Origin of the sequence: Peribacillus sp. FSL K6-5616, from assembly GCF_038008245.1 — a bacterium.
Classification (GTDB): Bacteria; Bacillota; Bacilli; order Bacillales; family DSM-1321; genus Peribacillus; species Peribacillus frigoritolerans.
The window spans coordinates 4,614,686-4,631,796 of the sequence record NZ_JBBOYT010000001.1 but is presented as its reverse complement, the minus strand read 5'-3'; the positions used below and the strand labels follow the sequence as shown (position 1 = coordinate 4,631,796).

Genomic DNA, 17,111 nt, shown 5'->3' with positions numbered 1-17,111 from the left:
TGATAGCTTAAAAATGAGTAAGGGGGATCCTCATGAAAGAAGCGGTAATAGTAGCTGGAGCAAGGACTCCGGTAGGAAGAGCGAAAAAAGGTTCTCTTGCTAGTGTACGCCCTGATGATTTAGGGGCTCTTGTCGTAAAGGAAACGTTAAAGCGTGCAGGGAATTATGAAGGAACGATAGATGACCTGATTATCGGTTGTGCAATGCCTGAAGCGGAACAAGGATTGAACATGGCGCGTAACATTGGAGCATTGGCAGGATTGCCTTATACAGTACCGGCCATAACGATTAATCGTTACTGTTCAAGCGGTCTGCAAAGTATTGCATATGGAGCGGAAAGGATCATGCTCGGCCAAAGTGATACAGTCATTGCAGGCGGAGCGGAATCCATGAGCCTTTTGCCAATGATGGGCCATGTAACACGTCCGAACGCGAGACTTGCGGAAACGGCACCGGAATATTATATGGGTATGGGTCACACTGCTGAAGCAGTTGCAAAAAAATACGGCATTTCCCGTGACGATCAAGATGCATTTTCTGTTAGAAGTCATCAGAAGGCGGCTAAGGCCATTGCAGAAGGAAAGTTTTCCGATGAAATCGTACCGGTTGACGTTACCCTTCGTTCAGTGGGACCAGATCTTAAGTTAAAGGAAAAATCATTTACTTTTACACAGGATGAGGGCGTTCGTCCAGGAACGACTGCTGAAGTGCTGAAAAAACTAAGACCTGCATTCTCCGTTACAGGATCCGTAACAGCAGGGAATTCATCACAGACGAGTGATGGTGCAGCCGCGGTCATGGTCATGGACGGGGAAAAGGCTTCTTCCTTGGGGATGAAACCGATGGGTAAGTTCCGTTCCTTTGCTGTAGCAGGAGTACCGCCTGAAATTATGGGCATCGGACCGATTGCAGCCATACCTAAAGCTTTGAAGCTAGCGGGTCTTGAATTATCGGATATTGGTTTATTTGAATTGAATGAAGCCTTTGCTTCCCAATCCATTCAAATCATTCGTGAGCTTGGATTGAATGAAGAGATTGTCAATGTAAATGGAGGAGCCATCGCTTTAGGCCATCCACTTGGATGTTCGGGAGCAAAATTGACATTAAGCCTGCTTCATGAAATGAAGCGCAGAAACCAACAGTTCGGAGTCGTGACAATGTGTATCGGCGGCGGGATGGGTGCTGCCGGAGTGTTTGAATTAATGGCGTAATCCGACCCCTTCCGGAAGCTGTCATGCTTCTGGCGGGATCACTATCTTAAACACATAGGAGGAAATAACATGTCCAATCAAACTACAGATAACCTCATTAAAGGCGGGGCCTTTTTAATAGAAGATATTACGTATGATCAAGTGTTTACACCGGAAGATTATTCTGATGAGCACAAAATGATTGCCAAAACTTCCGAGGAATTCGTAGTGAATGAAATTCTGCCGCAGGTTGAACATTTAGAAAACCATGAGTTTGACCGTTCCGTTAAATTATTGAAGCATGCAGGTGAAATCGGTTTACTTGGTGCTGATGTTCCTGAGGAATACAGCGGATTGGGTCTTGATAAAATCAGTTCGGCATTGATTACGGAAAAAATGGCACTTGCAGGCGGCTTCGGAATTACGCATGGTGCACATGTAGGTATCGGCTCTTTGCCAATCGTATTATTCGGGAATGAAGACCAAAAGAAAAAATACCTTCCTTTACTGGCAACGGGTGAGAAGATTGCTGCGTATGCCTTAACGGAACCAAGCTCAGGTTCTGATGCCTTGGGAGCAAAAACGACAGCGAAATTGAATGCAGAAGGAACACACTATATTTTAAATGGTGAAAAACAATGGATTACAAATGCAGGTTTTGCAGATGTCTTCTGTGTATACGCCAAAATCGACGGTGAACAATTCTCCGCTTTCATTGTGGAACGTGATTATAAAGGCGTATCAACTGGGGCAGAAGAAAAGAAAATGGGGATCAAAAGCTCATCTACACGCACTTTAATCCTCGAAGATGTTCATGTACCAGTCGAAAACCTTTTGGGTGTAGCCGGAAAAGGGCATGTCATCGCTTTCAATATCCTGAATATCGGCCGCTATAAATTAGGCGTCGGTGCTGTCGGCGGATCTAAACGTGCCCTTGAGATTACAGCTGCTTATACGAATCAACGTCAACAGTTCAAAACGAAAATTTCCGATTTTAACTTGACGAAAGAAAAACTTGCAACAATGGCAGCGAAAATTTATGCGGCAGAAAGCTCTGTATATCGTACGGTTGGACTTTATGATCAAAGACAAAGCAAATTGACGGATGAGCAAGTGAAAGATGGGAAATCAATGGCGGCTGCAATCGCTGAATATGCCATTGAATGTTCATTGAATAAATTCTTTGCTTCCGAAGTATTGGATTACGTTACGGACGAAGGCGTACAGCTTCATGGCGGTTATGGTTTCATGCAGGAGTATGAAATTGAAAAAGCATATCGCGATTCCCGTATTAACCGGATCTTTGAAGGTACAAATGAAATCAATAGATTGCTTGTCCCGGGAACATTCCTGAAGAAAGCACTTAAAGGGGAATTGCCGCTGCTTCAAAAAGCTCAAGGCCTGCAAGAGGAATTGATGATGATGATGCCGGAAGAACCTGGCGATGAGCCACTGGCACAAGAAAAAATGCTTGTTAGGAATGCTAAGAAAATCGGTATTCTGGCAGCTGGGCTTGCGGCACAGAAATACGGCAAAAATCTTGATCAAGAACAAGAAATCCTCTCCAACATTGCTGATATCACATCCCTTGCCTATGCAGCTGAATCCGTGGTATTGCGTACGGAAAAAGCAATTGCAGCTACAGGTCTGGAGAAGAACAAACAAAAAGTGCTATACACTGAAATCTTCGTTCAGGAAGCTTTCAATGAAATAGAACAGCATGCTAAGGAAACGTTAATTGCGGTGGAAACAGGCGATACTCTTCGCATCATGCTTTCGTCGCTCCGTAAGCTGACTAGACACACTCCGATCAATGTCATTGCGAAAAAACGCGAAGCATCCGTCAAAGTAATCGAAACGGAAAAATATGCTCTTTAAGCAATGAGTCAGAATCCGTAAAGGGAATGCCCATAAAGGCATTCCCTTTATTTCCTTTGATGAAATCGCATTGGAAATTCAAAAGACATTTCGTTGTATTGCGTGGTAAAAACGGGTATTCTATTGATAGGTGGTGAAATGATGGGCTTAACATTATATTGGTACCCAAAATGCGGTACATGCCGTAATGCGAAGAAGTGGCTGGATAATCATGAACTGCAATATGAAGCGATCCATATAGCGGATAATCCCCCTTCGCGGACTGAAATAGAACAATTATATAAAAACAGCAATTTGGAGTTGAAGAAGTTTTTCAATACTAGCGGTCAAAAATATCGGGAGCTGGGCTTAAAGGATAAGCTGAAAGAGGCTTCTGAAGCAGAGATGCTTGATATATTGTCCACAGATGGCATGCTTCTGAAAAGGCCGATTGTTACGGATGGCACCAAAGTGACGGTAGGTTTCAAAGAAGAGCAATTCGAACAGGTTTGGAACTGAAATTTCACAAAATATTTGGTTAATTCCTTACTTAAACAAACAATCTACCTTATAATGGAATAGATAAAATAAGATGTACATATGGAGGGTTAATTATGACAACAACACCAAAAGAACTTCGTTACACTAAAGAACATGAATGGGTCAAAACGGAAGATGGAACAGTGCGCATTGGAATTACGGCATTCGCACAGTCCGAGCTTGGGGACATCGTATTCGTTGAGCTTCCGGAAATCGGCGATGAATTGAAAGCGAACGAACCATTTGGAAGTGTTGAATCCGTTAAGACCGTTTCTGAGCTTTATGCACCTATCAGTGGCAAGGTTGTTGAAGTGAACGAAGATTTAAGTGACAACCCTGAATATGTAAATGAGTCTCCTTATGAAAAGGCTTGGATGGTCGTGCTTGAACCATCTAATAGCAGTGATATTGAAAACTTGATGAGCGCTGAAGAGTATGAGAGTTTAATCAACGGTTAAAAAGAAAGGAGAGGGGGGACTGAAAAGGCCTGCTCTCTTTTTCATTTGTACAGTGGGTGAGTTGCGCACATAATTCGTGAGATGGAGTGATGACATGGAGTGGGGCGAATTCGATAAAGTGATCATTGTAGAAGGCAGTTCCGATAGAAGAAAAGTTGCCTCCGTTTTAAATGAAGATGTGGAAATAAGATGTACGAATGGGACCATATCATTAACTAAGCTGGATGAATTAGTGGATGAATTGATGGACCGTGATGTTTATCTCCTTTTTGACGCAGATGAATCAGGAGAAAAGCTGCGGAAGCAGTTCCGAAGGGAAATGCCGGAAGCGAACCACCTATATATTAATAAAATGTACAAAGAAGTGGAGAGCTCACCCGAACATCATATCGCAACTGTGCTCCTATCTGCCAATATGAATGTGAAAATGAAATTTTTAAGTCAAAGGGTGAACGACTAATTGATGCAGGAATGGAAAGAAGAAGAGTGTAAGCTTGCTGTTGAAAATGGGGAAACCTTTTGCTTATATTTATATACACCTTTATGCGGCACCTGTCAGGTGGCCTCCAAGATGCTGACGATATCCTTGGAGCTTTTTCCGGGATTGAAGGCAGGCAAAATGAATATGAACTATGTCCAAGCAATTGCCGAATCATATGAAATCGAAAGTGTTCCTTGCTTATTGCTTTTCAAAGAAGGGCAGCTGCACCAAAAAATATATGCCTTTCAATCCGTTCCTTATTTGTACGGATTGCTTAAGGAAATCAGCTAGGAAACCAATCAGGACCGCGGTTGGTTTTCTTTGTTGCTGACATTTGAATGAGAGAAGGGAATAAACAAAGAATATTCTAACAATTCATTGACTGATTTAATCTAAAATGCTATATTTTGAAATAAGTATGGCAGAATTTAATAGTTCTTATCAAGAGTGGCGGAGGGACTGGCCCGACGAAGCCCGGCAACCGGTATAAATTTTTATATACGGTGCTAATTCCAGCAGAGTGTTGGCTCTGGTAGATGAGGTGTGTTCTGGAAACCTCTTCTTAGAAGTGGTTTTTTTGTTTATAAAAAAGCCGGATTTCATATAATTCCAACTAAATCCATAGAAAAAGGTGAATTCATATGTCAGAGAAAAAGTTGCGCTTCGAAACATTGAGTGTTCATGGCGGTCTGCAAGCTGATGAAACAGGTGCCCGTGCCGTTCCTATCTACCAAAGCAATGCATACTTGTTCAAAGACACCGACCATGCAGCGAATTTATTTGGCCTAAAGGAGAATGGCTATATATATACACGGCTTCATAATCCCACGGTCAGTGTTTTTGAGGAAAGGATGGCCTTATTGGAAGGCGGTATCGGCGGATTGGCAACGGCAAGCGGAATGGCCGCCATCTCACTTTCAATCCTGAATATCGCCGCTGCAGGGGATGAGATTGTTTCTGCCTCTACATTATATGGCGGTACGTATAACCTTTTTGAAAACACTCTTCCTAAATATGGGATCAAAGTGAAGTTCGTTTCTCCCGATGATCCCGAAAACTTCAAAAGGGCGATTACGCCAAGAACTAAAGCCATTTTTGCTGAAACGATCGGAAATCCAAGTTTGAGGGTACTTGATATTGAAGCGGTAGCGGAAATCGCCCATGAAGCCGGCATACCTTTAATCATTGATAATACCTTCGCGACACCGTATCTTTGCAGACCAATTGACTTTGGAGCGGATATTGTCATCCATTCCGCTACAAAATGGCTTCTTGGAAATGGAACCACGCTAGGCGGTGTCATAGTGGATGGAGGGAAATTCGATTGGAACTCGCCAAACTACCCAGGCTTCACGGAGCCTGACCCAAGTTACGACGGTCTGGTATACGCAGAGGCAGTTGGACCTGCCGCATTCATAACGAAAGCCCGAGTTCAGTTACTCCGTGATTTGGGCCCTGCGCTAAGTGCCCAAAGTGCATTCCAGTTTACGCTTGGACTTGAAACGCTGCATGTAAGGATGAAAGAGCATCTATCAAACACCAAGTCTGTCATAAACTATTTAAAAAACCATCCAGCCGTGACCTGGGTTTCACATCCTGGTGATGAGGATCATCCCGATAAAGCCCTTGCGGATAAATATTTGCCAAAGGGAGCTGGATCTGTCGTGACATTTGGGATTCAAGGTAATCGCGAAGCTGGGGCAAAACTTATCAATTCGGTGGAATTATGGTCCCATGTGGCGAATGTAGGGGATGCGAAGAGCTTGATCATCCACCCAGCCAGTACAACCCATCAACAATTGAATGAGGCGGGTCTTGAGAAAGCGGGTGTAAGTGCCGATCAAGTCCGATTATCGATTGGGATTGAAAATGTAGAGGACTTAATAGAAGATTTGGAGCAGGCAATTGAAAAGGCGACGAACATCGTCTCCTTGACTTCCAAATCGGTTTAAGTAAAGTTCCTGTTCATTCTTGTACTAGAAATAATATACATTGCGCTCTTTTTTTATCTATGATAAAATTTCAGCATACTAAAGAACTTAATGATATTTAAATATTCTATATATTAGCTCTTATCAAGAGAGGTGGAGGGATGTGCCCGATGAAACCCGGCAACCGACAAGGAGATTTCCTTGGAAAGGTGCCAATTCACACAAAGTTTAATCACTTTGGAAGATGAGAGGAAGGCCTGTTTCTTCACCTGCCTTTCTGCTCATGCAGAAAGGTTTTTTCTATTTATTAATGGAGAAAACTTTTACATGATAGGAGAAACAGACTAATAATGTAGAGAAATCAACTAAGTTCATAGGTTTTATTGGATAAAAGAGGTGAGGGTTAATGATTACATTGACGAAAGTCAGTAAGCTGTTCCGAACAGGAAAAGGAAACAGTGAGACGATAAAGGCTGTAAATAATGTGAATGTTGAAATAAATAAAGGCGAGATTTTCGGGATCATCGGTTACAGTGGAGCGGGGAAAAGTACTTTGATCAGAATGCTCAATGGATTGGAAACACCTACAGAGGGATCCGTCGTGGTGGCTGAAAAGGAAATTTCAAAAATTAAAGGGGCTCAGCTCCGTAAGGCCCGTCAAGAAATCAGCATGATTTTCCAACATTTCAATCTATTATGGTCAAGGACCGTTCAGGAGAATATATCTTTTCCATTGGAAATTGCAGGAGTTTCTAAACCTGAACGCACCAAGCGTGTGAACGAATTGATCAAGTTAGTCGGACTTGAAGGCAGGGAAAAGGCCTATCCTTCGCAATTAAGCGGAGGGCAAAAGCAAAGGGTGGGAATAGCCAGGGCACTGGCAAATGACCCTAAAGTGCTGCTGTGTGATGAAGCGACTTCTGCTTTGGATCCGCAGACTACCGACTCCATACTCGAATTGCTTGTTGACATCAATCAGCGTTTGGGATTGACGATCGTCTTGATTACGCATGAAATGCATGTAATACGTAAAATCTGCCATCGTGTCGCCGTGATGGAAAGCGGGCAGGTTGTTGAACAGGGTCCTGTCCTGGATGTCTTCAAGAATCCTAAAGAACAAATGACGAAGCGTTTCGTGCAACAGGTAACGGAACCGGAAGAAACGAAAGAAACGATGGACCATTTGCTCGAACGCTATCCAGCAGGCAAAGTGATTCAATTGACCTTTGTAGGCGATCATGCAGAAAGCCCATTGATCACCAAACTTGTACGTAACTTCGAGTTGGATGTCAATATCGTTCAAGGTAAGATATCCCAAACAAGAAGCGGTTCATATGGCACATTGTTTATCCATCTAGATGGCAAAGAGGATGAAATGCTCCGCGCAATCGAATTCATTAAAGCACAGCAGGTAGGCGTGGAGGTGATTACTCATGCTTGAAGAATTATTGCCGAATGTTGATTGGGAAGACATCATTGAAGCTACGAAAGAAACGCTTTACATGACAAGCGTCTCTGTAGTGGCAACCTTTTTTATAGGCATAATACTAGGATTGATCCTTTTCCTGACAGGAAAGGGTAATATGTGGCAAAACCAGGCAGTCAACGGAGTCATGAGTGCTATCGTCAATATATTCCGTTCGATTCCATTTCTTATTTTGATCGTGCTGCTCATTCCTTTCACTAAAGCGCTTGTCGGTTCCATGATCGGTGAGAACGCTGCACTGCCGGCACTTATTATCGGTGCGGCCCCATTTTATGCGCGTATGGTTGAAATCGGCCTTCGTGAAATCGATAAAGGTGTAATTGAAGCCGCTAAATCGATGGGGGCAAAAACGAGCACGATCATTTGGAAGGTCCTTCTTCCAGAGTCGATGCCTGCCCTTATTTCCGGGATTACGGTAACATCGATTGCCTTGGTTGGATATACCGCGATGGCCGGGGTCATCGGCGCAGGCGGGCTTGGTAATCTAGCCTATTTGGACGGCTATCAAAGAAATCAAAATGACGTTACGCTTGTAGCGACGATCGTTATTCTAATTATCGTCTTCATAATTCAGATTATTGGAGATGTGATTACATCTAAATTGGACAAAAGATAAAGGGAGATGAATAGGATGAAAAAGTTTTTAGGATTTGCATTAATCTTAGTGTTATCTATCGCTTTGGCTGCTTGTGGAAGTGAAAAGGATAAAAGCGGCAGCGATACGGAAAAAGAATCTAAGAAAATAGTTGTAGGGGCATCCAATGTTCCTCATGCAGAAATCCTTGAGGAAGCCAAACCGCTTCTTGAAGAAAAAGGAATCGAATTGGAAATCGAAACATTCCAGGACTATATTTTACCGAATAAGGCGCTGAATGATAAGGAATTGGATGCTAACTACTTTCAACACATTCCATATTTAGAGGGGCAAATTAAAGAAAATGGATATGACTTCGTCAATGCTGGCGGAATCCATATCGAGCCGATTGCTCTATATTCACAAAAATATAAAAGCATTGATAAACTTCCGGAAGGTGCAACAATCATTATGAGCAGCTCTGTTGCTGATCATGGACGCGCTTTATCCCTTTTGGAAAAGAATGGCCTGATCACCTTGAAAGAAGGCATCGATAAAACGACGGCTACAACGAAAGACATCGTAGAAAATAAGAAAAACCTTAAATTCGATGCAGATTATGAAGCGGCCCTGCTTCCTAAGATTTATGAGAGCGGTGAAGGCGATGCAGTCTTGATCAACTCCAACTATGCAATTGACGCCGGTTTGAACCCGCTTGAAGATTCGATTGCGATTGAAGATTCCGAATCACCTTATGTGAATGTCATTGCCGTAAACAAAGGTGACGAAAATAAAGAAGCAATCAAAGCGCTTGTAGAAGTATTGCATTCTAAAGAAATTCAAGATTTCATTCTTAAAGAATACAAAGGTGCAGTTGTACCTGCGGATAAATAATTCGAGAATGGCGGCCTGATTTAATTCAGGTCGCAGTTTAAAAAGGTTTCGGGATGGTCTCATTCCGAAACCTTTTTGTTTTTATAATGGATTTGAATCGATAATAGCTATTGAGTGCCGATGGGCATAGATAACAACCAAAACGCTCATATTAAACATAAGCATGGTTGCGGAATCTGCGTCAACAGCTTCAGGTTTTACAGCTTTCTTAATCACTTGTTCAATCAGAGGCTCTTAATACGAGTATTTCCGGGTATTACTATCGTCCCAGCACAAAACCGTTACGGTCTGCTGGCGCATAAATAAATAAATAAATAAATAAGCGAGCTGGTTTGTCCGTTCAGCTTTCACATAGTGCGTCGCTTCTGATTTTTAGTTTGTCTACAGTTTTTTAGATTTTTAGGTTTTCAAAATTTGAACGTTACTTTCCACTTCAGGCACTCGCTTTCCGCGGGCGGTCCGCCCTCGGCGCTTTTGCGCCTGCGGTCCGCCCTCGGCGCTTTTGCGCCTGCGGGGTCTCCCTTGGCTCGCTTTTCCCGCAGGAGTCTCGAACACCCGCTCCAATCCACTAAGACTAAACAATCAGATAGAATCACTTTCACCTACATTCTGTATTCCGTTCAATGCTGGTTAGGATTTCCATAATAAAGTGCCTCACTTCTCTAAGTTCGGATAATGATGATCCAGGTTGTTTCGGTCTGCGGCTTAATTTAATTCCTTTTATGTTTAATCAGGAAAGGAAAGGGTATAGAGATAATGAAGGAAAAAAATGATACACAAATTTGAAAGGATGGTTCACTATCAATACTCTGGATCTAAATGTAACAAGCGAAATGGAAAAGGCGATGCAGTCTTCACATGGGATTGGCTACAGTGAGTACAGTAGAAACTTAGACCTCCGTATCGAGGTTGAGAAAGAACGGGATAGGGAACATGTAAAGTGCAACAAAATGGTCCAGGACCTACAACGCAAAATTCACGGCTAAGCATATAAAAGTAGTTCTTTAAAAGATCGGTCTGTAGAGGTAAAATGGAAAGTGGTCCATAAAATAAGGGTTTCCTTATTGGATAAACTTACATAATACCTGACAGTCCGATTTTTTTCTTTTTAAAGCGGAACGTTCATACCTTGCAATCGAATTCTTTGAACATATAGTAATAAGGACGAAGATTTGCCGAATAATAAGATAATTTTAACAAAAGCTAAAATAAGTATGAATATGCAGTAAACAGGCCATATCTGTTAGTATTGTATGAATTGGACAGGTTTTTAACATGGCAGAAGTGGAAACCCCTATCTATTTAGTTGATTCCAAATTGGATTTGTTATAAAATTGGAATGAGAATAAAGTGAGAATGCTTTTACGCAAATTATAGTAATGAAAGTAATCTTTACTTTCTGGTAATAAAATTGGAATTAGTTCACGGAGGTATTATTATGTCAGCTTCTACATTAACGGTTAAAGATCTTCACGTATCAATTGAAGGCAAAGAGATTTTAAAAGGGGTAAACCTTGAAGTCAAAGGTGGAGAAATCCATGCGATCATGGGACCAAATGGAACTGGTAAATCCACTTTATCATCAGCAATCATGGGTCACCCTAAATATGAGGTAACTAGCGGAAGCATCACATTCGATGGTGAAGATGTATTGGAGATGGAAGTAGACGAGCGCGCTCGTGTCGGTCTATTCCTAGCTATGCAATATCCAAGTGAAATCAGCGGTGTTACAAACGCAGACTTCTTACGTTCTTCCATTAACGCACGCCGTGAAGAAGGCGATGAAATTTCATTGATGAAATTCATCCGTCAAATGGACCAAAAAATGGAATTCCTTGAAATGGATGAAGATATGGCGCAACGCTATTTGAATGAAGGTTTCTCAGGCGGAGAGAAAAAACGCAACGAGATTCTTCAATTAATGATGATCCAACCTAAAATTGCAATCTTGGATGAGATTGATTCAGGTCTAGATATCGATGCACTTAAAGTCGTTTCAAAAGGAATCAACGAAATGCGCGGAGAAGACTTTGGATGCTTGATCATCACTCACTACCAACGTCTATTAAATTACATCACTCCTGATTTTGTACATGTAATGATGCAAGGGCGTGTCGTAAAATCAGGCGGTCCTGAACTTGCTGCCCGCTTGGAAGCGGAAGGTTATGACTGGATTAAACAAGAATTGGGCATTGAAGACGAAACTGTTGGCGAAGAAGCGTAAGTAGGAGGATTTGCAATGACTACAGAAACGAAATTACCGTTTGAACAAGAGGATATAAGCTCCTATTCAACTAAAAATAATGATCCAGCTTGGCTATCCGAGCTTCGGATTCAAGCGTTTTCTGAATTAGAAAAGCTCCCGATGCCAAAGCCGGATAAAACGAAAATCGATAAATGGAATTTCACTTCTTTCCAAACTCATACGGTTGAGAGTGAAGCTTTTGCCTCTTTAGAGGAGCTTCCGGAAGAAATTAAGTCCATCATTGAAGAAAATGAAAACTTATACATCCAACGCAATAATACGCCGGCACATATCAATCTGTCAGCAAATGTGAAAGAACAAGGCGTCATTTTTACGGATATTTTATCAGCGGCTCGTGATCATGCTGAGCTCGTGCAAAAATATTTCATGAAAGACGGCGTTAAAATAGATGAGCATCGTTTAACAGCACTTCATGCTGCATTGGTTAATGGGGGAGCATTCCTTTATGTTCCGAAAAATGTAGAAATCAAAGAGCCGATTCAATCGGTATTCCTTTTGGATAATCCAGATACTACACTTTTCAACCACGTCTTGATCGTAGCTGAAGATAATAGCTCTGTAACATATGTAGAGAACTATTTCTCAACCGTTGAGTCTAACGAAGGTGTTGCCAACATCGTAACTGAAGTATTTGCAAATGCGAATGCCAAAGTCCAATATGGTGCGGTCGATACCCTTTCAAAAGGCTTCACGACATATGTTAACCGCCGTGGAGTGGCAGGACGTGACGCACGCATTGAGTGGGCGCTTGGCCTGATGAACGACGGAAATACGATTTCAGATAATACAACATATCTAATGGGCGATGGCTCCCACGGTGATACAAAAACCGTTGTAGTCGGGCGCGGGGAACAAAAGCAGAACTTCACGACTGCCATCATTCATTATGGCAAACGCTCTGAGGGTTATATCCTTAAGCACGGTGTCATGAAAGAATCAGCATCCTCCATTTTTAATGGAATTGGGAAAATAGAGTATGGTGCTACAAAGGCCAATGCCGAACAAGAGTCACGCGTATTGATGTTAAGTGAAAAAGCACGCGGAGACGCCAATCCGATCCTCTTGATCGATGAAGATGATGTAACGGCTGGTCATGCTGCTTCCGTCGGCCGTGTCGATCCGCTTCAACTGTATTATTTAATGAGCCGTGGTATTACAAAGAAAGAAGCAGAAAGACTTGTCATTCACGGATTCTTGGCCCCTGTTGTTAACGAGCTTCCAATTGAGGGAGTCAAAAAACAATTAGTAGCGGTCATTGAAAGGAAAGTACAGTAATGAACCCATACGAAATTCGTAAGCTTTTTCCAATATTAGATCAAGAAGTCAATGGTCAGCCATTAGTATATTTAGATAGTGCTGCAACCTCTCAAAAACCGGCTGCAGTGATTGAAGCGATTGAGCAATATTACCGCGGCTACAACTCGAATGTTCACCGCGGGGTGCATACACTAGGAACAAAAGCTACGGATGCGTATGAAGGTGCTCGTGAAAAGGTACGTAAATTCATTAATGCTTCTTCTACAGAAGAAATCATCTTTACCAGAGGCACAACGACTGCTTTGAATACTGTAGCAAGAAGTTACGGTGGCGCAAATATTAAAGAGGGTGACGAAATCGTCATCTCTTACATGGAGCATCACAGTAATATCATTCCGTGGCAGCAGCTTGCCAAAGAAAAAGGCGCTGTATTGAAGTATATTCCGCTTCAGGAGGATGGCACGATTTCCGTTGACGATGCGAGGGCTACAATTACGGAAGCAACGAAAATCGTGTCCATCATGCAGGTTTCGAATGTGCTTGGCGTTATCAATCCTGTGAAGGAAATCGCCCAAATTGCCCATGATCACAATGCTGTAATGGTAGTCGACGGGGCACAAAGCACGCCGCATCTAAAAGTGGATGTCCGTGATTTGGATTGTGATTTCTTTGCCTTCTCAGGTCATAAAATGGTCGGTCCAACAGGCATCGGCGCATTATATGGCAAGAAAGATCTTCTAGAAAAAATGGAACCGATCGAATTCGGCGGAGAGATGATTGATTTTGTAGGTTTGTATGAGTCTACATGGAAAGAACTCCCGTGGAAATTCGAAGGCGGTACCCCAATCATCGCCGGCGCCATCGGCATGGGGGCTGCCATTGATTTCTTGGAAGAAATCGGTTTGGATAATATTGAACGGCATGAACATAAGCTTGCCGCTTATGCAATGGAAAAAATGTCAGCAGTTGAAGGGCTGACCATTTACGGTCCTAAAGATGCAGAAAAACGTGCTGGTGTAATTACCTTCAATATTGATGACGTACATCCACATGATGTCGCTACCGTTCTTGATGCAGATGGAATTGCTGTCCGTGCCGGTCACCACTGCGCACAGCCATTAATGAAATGGCTTGACGTATCAGCGACAGCAAGAGCAAGTTTCTATCTATATAACACGGAAGAAGATATTGATAAGCTTGTGTCCGGGCTTGTTAAAACGAAGGAGTATTTCAGTAATGTCTTTTGATAACCTTGATACACTTTACCGTCAAGTCATTATGGATCACTATAAGAAACCTCGTAATAAGGGCATGCTAGAAGATGGAAGCATGACAATCGATATGAATAATCCAACTTGCGGCGATCGGATTCGTTTAACGATGAAGATTGAAGATGGCAAGGTCAGCGATGTTAAATTCGATGGTGATGGTTGTTCGATATCCATGAGTTCGGCTTCCATGATGACGCAAGCCATTAAGGGCAAAGACGTTGATACTGCCCTAGCGATGTCCGAGACTTTTTCCTTAATGATTCAGGGAAAAGAATACGACGATGAGATGGACCTTGGGGATATTGAAGCCCTTCAGGGTGTTTCTAAATTTCCTGCCCGAATCAAGTGTGCTACCCTAGCTTGGAAAGCCATGGAAAAGGGATTGAAGGAATAATTAAATTAAAATGAGCTGTTGTAATTCAGCCATTTGAAATGGAGGAATACGAGCTATGGCAAAGAAAATGCCTGATATCGGCGATTATAAATATGGCTTTGCGGATAAAGATGTTTCCATCTTCCGTTCAAAGCGTGGTCTGACAAAAGAAATCGTGGAAGAGATTTCTCGAATGAAGGATGAACCGCAATGGATGCTTGATTTCCGTTTGAAATCATTGGAGCATTTTTACAACATGCCAATGCCTCAATGGGGCGGCGACATGCAGAGCCTGAACTTTGATGAAATCACATACTATGTTAAGCCATCAGAGAAATCAGAGAAGTCTTGGGATGAAGTTCCTGATGAAATCAAACAGACTTTTGATAAATTGGGAATTCCTGAAGCCGAACAAAAATACCTTGCCGGTGTATCTGCCCAATATGAATCTGAAGTGGTTTACCATAGCATGAAAGAAGAATTGGAAGACTTGGGTATCGTGTTTAAAGATACGGACTCAGCACTTCGTGAAAATGAAGATATCTTCCGTGAGCATTTCGGGAAAACGATCCCGCCTACTGACAATAAATTCTCTGCATTGAACTCGGCAGTTTGGTCAGGTGGATCATTCATCTATGTACCAAAAGGCGTTAAAGTGGATACTCCGCTTCAAGCTTATTTCCGGATCAACTCTGAAAACATGGGGCAATTCGAACGTACGCTAATCATTGTTGATGAAGGCGCATCCGTTCACTATGTAGAAGGTTGTACAGCTCCTGTTTATACAACTAACTCCCTTCATAGTGCGGTTGTTGAAATTGTCATCAAGAAAGATGCTTACTGCCGTTATACGACGATCCAAAACTGGGCAAACAACGTGTTTAACCTGGTTACGAAACGTGCGGTTTGTGACGCTAATGCAACAATGGAATGGATTGATGGTAACATCGGTTCCAAATTGACAATGAAATATCCTGCTGTCATCTTAAAAGGTGAAGGCGCTCGCGGTATGACATTATCGATTGCCATTGCAGGAAAAGGCCAACACCAAGACGCTGGAGCGAAAATGATTCACCTAGCGCCAAATACATCTTCAACGATTGTATCAAAATCAATTTCTAAACAGGGCGGTAAAGTAACATACCGTGGTATCGTTCATTTTGGACGTAAAGCGGATGGAGCCCGTTCCAACATTGAATGTGATACATTAATCATGGATAATCAGTCTACATCTGATACGATCCCTTACAATGAAATCTTGAATGATAACATTTCCCTTGAACACGAAGCGAAGGTTTCCAAAGTATCTGAAGAACAATTGTTCTACTTGATGAGCCGCGGAATTTCTGAGCAAGAAGCAACGGAAATGATCGTAATGGGCTTCATCGAACCATTTACAAAAGAACTTCCAATGGAATATGCGGTTGAAATGAACCGTCTGATCAAGTTCGAAATGGAAGGCTCCATCGGATAATGACCGACTGGCCTGCCTGTAAGGCGATTTAGAATAACCATTCATACAAAAGCCTGCCGGGTCTGACTGGCAGGCTTTTTGTTTTGATATTTGGCACCCTTATACCAAAGATTAGATATGGCTCAATAAGGGTAAAAAATAATAAACGGAGAAGTCAGGAAATGGTCCTGTCCCAAAGGAGTGATGATGCAGATGATTTATGTTGGTGTAACCGGTTGGGGTGATCATGATAGTTTATATGGCGGTGTGTCCCAACGTGATAAACTCAAAGAGTACGGGGCTCATTTTCCCATTGTGGAGGTGGATGCCTCATTCTATGCAGTCCAGCCAAAGAGGAACAGTGAAAAGTGGGTATCCGAGACGCCAGCATCCTTCCAGTTTGTCGTTAAAGCCTACCAAGGGATGACAGGACATCAACGTGGGGAAATCCCATTTGAAAGTAAGAAGGAGATGTTCAAGGCGTTTTGCGACTCACTGGAAGCATATCGGAAGTCCGGCAAGCTCGCGATGGTCTTATTTCAGTTTCCGCCATGGTTTGATTGTAAACGTGAAAATGTGAATTACCTGCGATGGTGCAAAGCTGAAATGGGCGATATCCCAGTTGCCATAGAGTTCCGGAATCAAAGCTGGTACAGGCCCAACGTAGTCCAGCAAACTTTGGATTTTATCGAAAAGGAAGGCTGGATCCATACTGTATGCGATGAGCCGCAGGCTGGAGAGGGATCCATTCCTGTCGTTCTGCATGCCACCGATAAAGATAAAACCCTGGTGCGCTTTCATGGCCGTAACCTGCATGGTTGGCAAAGGCCTGCTTCGGGGGATGATTGGCGTGAGGTCAGGTACCTATATCGATATAATCATCAGGAATTGACTGAATGGGTGGAGAAAATCAGGATATTGGAAAAGGAATCCAAGGAGTTATATGTCCTGTTCAATAATAACTCAGGCGGGGATGCCGCTGATAATGCCAAACAAATGATTGAGTTGCTCGGTATAGAATATGAAGGGCTGGCTCCTAAGCAGCTTGGTTTGTTTTAAGAGGAATTATATAATGAATAA

16 protein-coding genes and 2 riboswitches are annotated in these 17,111 nt (G+C 42.5%); all 16 genes read left to right on the top strand.

The features are described from left to right. The first annotated feature begins 32 nt into the window (after positions 1–32). Positions 33–1,211, top strand: coding sequence for an acetyl-CoA C-acetyltransferase (locus tag MHB45_RS22545; RefSeq protein ID WP_048688201.1), 1,179 nt, complete (start codon positions 33–35; stop codon positions 1,209–1,211). Positions 1,212–1,280: 69 nt separating this feature from the next. Next, complete coding sequence (locus tag MHB45_RS22540; protein WP_053536760.1) at positions 1,281–3,068, top strand: acyl-CoA dehydrogenase family protein; 1,788 nt, start codon at positions 1,281–1,283, stop codon at positions 3,066–3,068. A 141-nt stretch (positions 3,069–3,209) separates the two neighbouring features. Beyond that, a complete protein-coding gene (locus tag MHB45_RS22535; protein ID WP_034310119.1) occupies positions 3,210–3,566 on the top strand; it encodes an arsenate reductase family protein in 357 nt (118 codons plus the stop codon). A 95-nt stretch (positions 3,567–3,661) separates the two neighbouring features. Further along, on the top strand, positions 3,662–4,045 hold the full coding sequence (gene gcvH, locus MHB45_RS22530) for a glycine cleavage system protein GcvH (protein ID WP_034310122.1): 384 nt from the start codon (positions 3,662–3,664) through the stop codon (positions 4,043–4,045). 94 nt (positions 4,046–4,139) lie between these two features. Next, complete coding sequence (locus MHB45_RS22525; RefSeq protein ID WP_048688210.1) at positions 4,140–4,505, top strand: toprim domain-containing protein; 366 nt, start codon at positions 4,140–4,142, stop codon at positions 4,503–4,505. Positions 4,506–4,508: 3 nt separating this feature from the next. Beyond that, positions 4,509–4,817: a thioredoxin family protein gene (locus MHB45_RS22520; protein ID WP_072273725.1), complete on the top strand. Its 309-nt coding sequence runs from the start codon at positions 4,509–4,511 to the stop codon at positions 4,815–4,817. A gap of 144 nt (positions 4,818–4,961) precedes the next feature. Continuing rightward, a riboswitch (SAM riboswitch) is annotated at positions 4,962–5,069 on the top strand. 98 nt (positions 5,070–5,167) lie between these two features. Beyond that, the gene (locus MHB45_RS22515; protein WP_176702814.1) at positions 5,168–6,478 is read left to right on the top strand and encodes an O-acetylhomoserine aminocarboxypropyltransferase/cysteine synthase family protein; all 1,311 of its coding nucleotides are present in this window, start codon (positions 5,168–5,170) and stop codon (positions 6,476–6,478) included. Positions 6,479–6,595: 117 nt separating this feature from the next. Next, positions 6,596–6,708, top strand: a riboswitch (SAM riboswitch). 155 nt (positions 6,709–6,863) lie between these two features. After that, positions 6,864–7,898: a methionine ABC transporter ATP-binding protein gene (locus tag MHB45_RS22510; protein ID WP_048688213.1), complete on the top strand. Its 1,035-nt coding sequence runs from the start codon at positions 6,864–6,866 to the stop codon at positions 7,896–7,898. Further along, positions 7,891–8,559 carry a methionine ABC transporter permease gene (locus MHB45_RS22505; RefSeq protein WP_048688217.1) on the top strand — a complete coding sequence of 223 codons (669 nt, stop codon included), beginning with the start codon at positions 7,891–7,893 and terminating at the stop codon, positions 8,557–8,559. The genes MHB45_RS22510 and MHB45_RS22505 overlap by 8 nt, the downstream gene beginning before the upstream one ends. A 15-nt stretch (positions 8,560–8,574) precedes the next feature. Further along, positions 8,575–9,411, top strand: a complete 837-nt coding sequence (locus MHB45_RS22500) for a MetQ/NlpA family ABC transporter substrate-binding protein (RefSeq protein ID WP_048688220.1) — start codon at positions 8,575–8,577, stop codon at positions 9,409–9,411. Positions 9,412–10,849: 1,438 nt separating this feature from the next. Continuing rightward, positions 10,850–11,635 (top strand): Fe-S cluster assembly ATPase SufC, encoded by a 786-nt coding sequence (sufC, locus tag MHB45_RS22495; RefSeq protein WP_034310141.1) that lies wholly within the window; start codon positions 10,850–10,852, stop codon positions 11,633–11,635. Positions 11,636–11,650: 15 nt separating this feature from the next. Then, positions 11,651–12,952: a Fe-S cluster assembly protein SufD gene (gene sufD / locus MHB45_RS22490; RefSeq protein WP_034310144.1), complete on the top strand. Its 1,302-nt coding sequence runs from the start codon at positions 11,651–11,653 to the stop codon at positions 12,950–12,952. Next, positions 12,952–14,181 (top strand): cysteine desulfurase, encoded by a 1,230-nt coding sequence (locus MHB45_RS22485; protein ID WP_048688225.1) that lies wholly within the window; start codon positions 12,952–12,954, stop codon positions 14,179–14,181. The genes sufD and MHB45_RS22485 overlap by 1 nt, the downstream gene beginning before the upstream one ends. Continuing rightward, on the top strand, positions 14,171–14,599 hold the full coding sequence (gene sufU / locus MHB45_RS22480; protein WP_034310148.1) for a Fe-S cluster assembly sulfur transfer protein SufU: 429 nt from the start codon (positions 14,171–14,173) through the stop codon (positions 14,597–14,599). Before MHB45_RS22485 ends, sufU begins: the two co-directional genes overlap by 11 nt. 55 nt (positions 14,600–14,654) lie before the next feature. After that, positions 14,655–16,052 carry a Fe-S cluster assembly protein SufB gene (sufB, locus tag MHB45_RS22475; protein ID WP_034310152.1) on the top strand — a complete coding sequence of 466 codons (1,398 nt, stop codon included), beginning with the start codon at positions 14,655–14,657 and terminating at the stop codon, positions 16,050–16,052. A gap of 192 nt (positions 16,053–16,244) precedes the next feature. Then, a complete protein-coding gene (locus MHB45_RS22470) occupies positions 16,245–17,090 on the top strand; it encodes a DUF72 domain-containing protein (protein ID WP_048688228.1) in 846 nt (281 codons plus the stop codon). The last annotated feature ends 21 nt before the right edge of the window (positions 17,091–17,111 follow it).